This is a genomic window from Candidatus Zixiibacteriota bacterium (assembly GCA_022865345.1).
Taxonomy (GTDB): Bacteria; Zixibacteria; MSB-5A5; order MSB-5A5; family RBG-16-43-9; genus RBG-16-43-9.
This window is the reverse complement of sequence record JALHSU010000093.1, coordinates 1-2,511: the sequence shown is the minus strand read 5'-3', so window position 1 is coordinate 2,511 and position 2,511 is coordinate 1. Positions and strand designations below refer to the sequence as shown.

Here is a 2,511-nt window from a genome sequence, read left to right as displayed (position 1 = left end):
TGGAGGGCTGATTTTAGCAGTATTGTTGGTGTCAGGCGCTTATGCTCAGTTTTTTGATTTCAGCGTGGCTTTGACTCCTTTGGGTAGTGATAACTACAGGTACGATTTCACCTTAACCAACTCAGGACCGGATAGAGATGCTATTTTTAAATTTACTGTGGATAACGGAAGAGTAGGCTCAGCTTCTGAGTGGCAGGATTTAAGCTGGAATTTACCAACTGGCTGGGGAGGAGCACATCCGGATCACAGATTAGATTTTCAGACCGGAAACGGCTCTTATCCTGCAGATGGATTTTACAGGCTTTTTGGGCAGGCAGGCGCACCGGCTCCTAACGCAGGTTTTACCATGGGAGTATTTAGCTGGACTTTTCATAATAACGGCGGGCCCACACCCACAGCAGATAGATTCATGCCCTATTCAGATCCTCTTGACGTGAAAGTGCATTTCCAGCCAATAGATGCAAACTGGCAGAACGCAGGCAACACCTATGTTGGCACTTTTGGTCCACCTATACCTGAACCATCGACATTGGCTCTATTAGGATTCGGGCTTTTGGGTCTGGGCGGAATATCCAGATTTAGATTTAGGAAGTAGTATTCGGGTAGGAAGTTTTTGAATTTAAAAAAGCTCCCAAGGGGAGCTTTTTTATTTGTGGGCCAATGACTGAAGACGAACAGGCAAGGATGCCTGTTCCACCGCTCCTGCAGAGGTGGAGGTAAGAAGCCTCCCCAAGTCGGTTTGGACGGACAGCCACGAGGGCTGTCCCTACGTTTACTATAACTGTAAAGAACAGACAAGAATGTCTGTTCTACCTTTCCCGGTTAGCATTAATTCATCTTTAAAACCTCGTTCCCCTTTAAGAATATCCTGCTTTTGCCGATTAATAGATTAGGATTCTTTTAAAGAAAAATTTATAATATGAAACAAATCCTCTTAATAGAAGACGACCCCAAAATCTGCGAGTCTCTGAATAACTATTTTGTCTCAGAGAGCTTGAAGCTTCACACCCTTTCCGAGGGAAACGGGGCTCTGGAGACTATAAGCCAGCTAAAGCCGGACCTGATTCTTCTTGATATAAATTTGCCGGGGATGTCCGGTTTCGAAATTCTGAAAGGGATAAAAGAAAAAGAACTGAAAATACCGATAATCGTCATCACTGGCTATATCTCGACTGAGGCGGCGATCGAGACTATGAAGCAGGGGGCTTATGAATTCGTCACCAAGCCTTTCCAGTTAGAGAAACTCGCCAGGATTGTGGATAAAGCCTTGCAGGAGAAAAAGGGAGGAGGGGATTCATCTAACTTTGGCAGAGACGGGAAGCCAGTGGAGGATGATGATTTAATCATTGGGAAAAGCCCGGAAATAGTGGAGATTGCCAAGCTGATAGGTCAGGTCGCTCCGACTGATGCGGCGGTCCTCATAATGGGGGAAAGCGGAACAGGTAAAGAGTTAGTGGCGCGGGCAATTCACCGCAACAGCTTGAGAAAAGATAGGTCCTTCCTCTCTGTTAACTGTGCGGCTTTGCCTGAAGCCCTTTTGGAATCAGAGCTTTTCGGCTATGAGAGAGGTGCTTTTACCGGCGCGTACCAGAGAAAATTGGGCAAGTTTGAGCAGGGAGATAAGGGAACCATCTTCCTGGACGAGATTGCGGATATGAGCCTGATGACCCAGAGTAAGGTCTTAAGGGTTTTGCAGGAGCAGGAGTACGAAAGAGTAGGCGGCAACCAGAGCATAAAAGTGGACGTGAGGATAATTGCCGCCACCAACAAGAGTTTAGTCAACTGTATTAAAGATGGAAACTTCAGGGTTGACCTTTTCTACAGGTTAAAGGTAGTCTCGGTCTATTTACCGCCTTTAAGGGAAAGGAAGTCGGACATACCCCTTTTAGCTGACTGCTTCCTGAAGAAATATACGCGCTTGATAGGCAAAAGGGCGGATGGGATTTCAAATGACGGGATCAAGATTCTGATGAAATATCCCTGGCCTGGAAACGTGCGAGAGCTCGAGAACAACATCCACACCGCAGTGGTTATGAGTAAGGGTGGGCTCCTGATGCCGGAGCATTTTCCGATCCACAGCGAGAATAGGGAAAGGTTAGACATAGATTTTGAAAAGATAAAAAAGGACTATCATAAACTGTTGTCTCAGATATTAGAACCGATCTTTCCCAAGATCTTGGCTAATTCGGATGGGCATATCTACGACCATCTGGAAGAAGCCTTAGAAAGGGCAGTCTTCGATCTCTCCCTGAAGTACTGCCAGGGAAACCAGGTCAAAACCTCTGAGCTTTTAGGAGTAAGCCGCAATACCCTCCGCGACCGGATGAAAAAATTCGGTCTGTTCTAAAAAAATATTTTCTTATCTTATCGCGTAGCTGAGCCTTTAGGGCTCAGCGCGGAGGTGTGAAACCTCCGCTAATAGTTATTTATGGAGTGCATTGACCGCGTCAATGCTGTTTCGTCGAGTCAGGGGACTCGACGACCACAGTAGGAAGCTAAACTCTCCTTTCA

2 protein-coding genes are annotated in these 2,511 nt (G+C 46.3%); both read left to right on the top strand.

From position 1 onward, the window contains the following. Positions 1-595 (top strand): PEP-CTERM sorting domain-containing protein (locus tag MUP17_04380; protein ID MCJ7458210.1); only part of this gene is annotated, 595 nt, incomplete at its 5' end. 324 nt (positions 596-919) lie between these two features. Next, positions 920-2,347, top strand: a complete 1,428-nt coding sequence (locus MUP17_04375; GenBank protein ID MCJ7458209.1) for a sigma-54 dependent transcriptional regulator — start codon at positions 920-922, stop codon at positions 2,345-2,347. Positions 2,348-2,511: the final 164 nt, after the last annotated feature.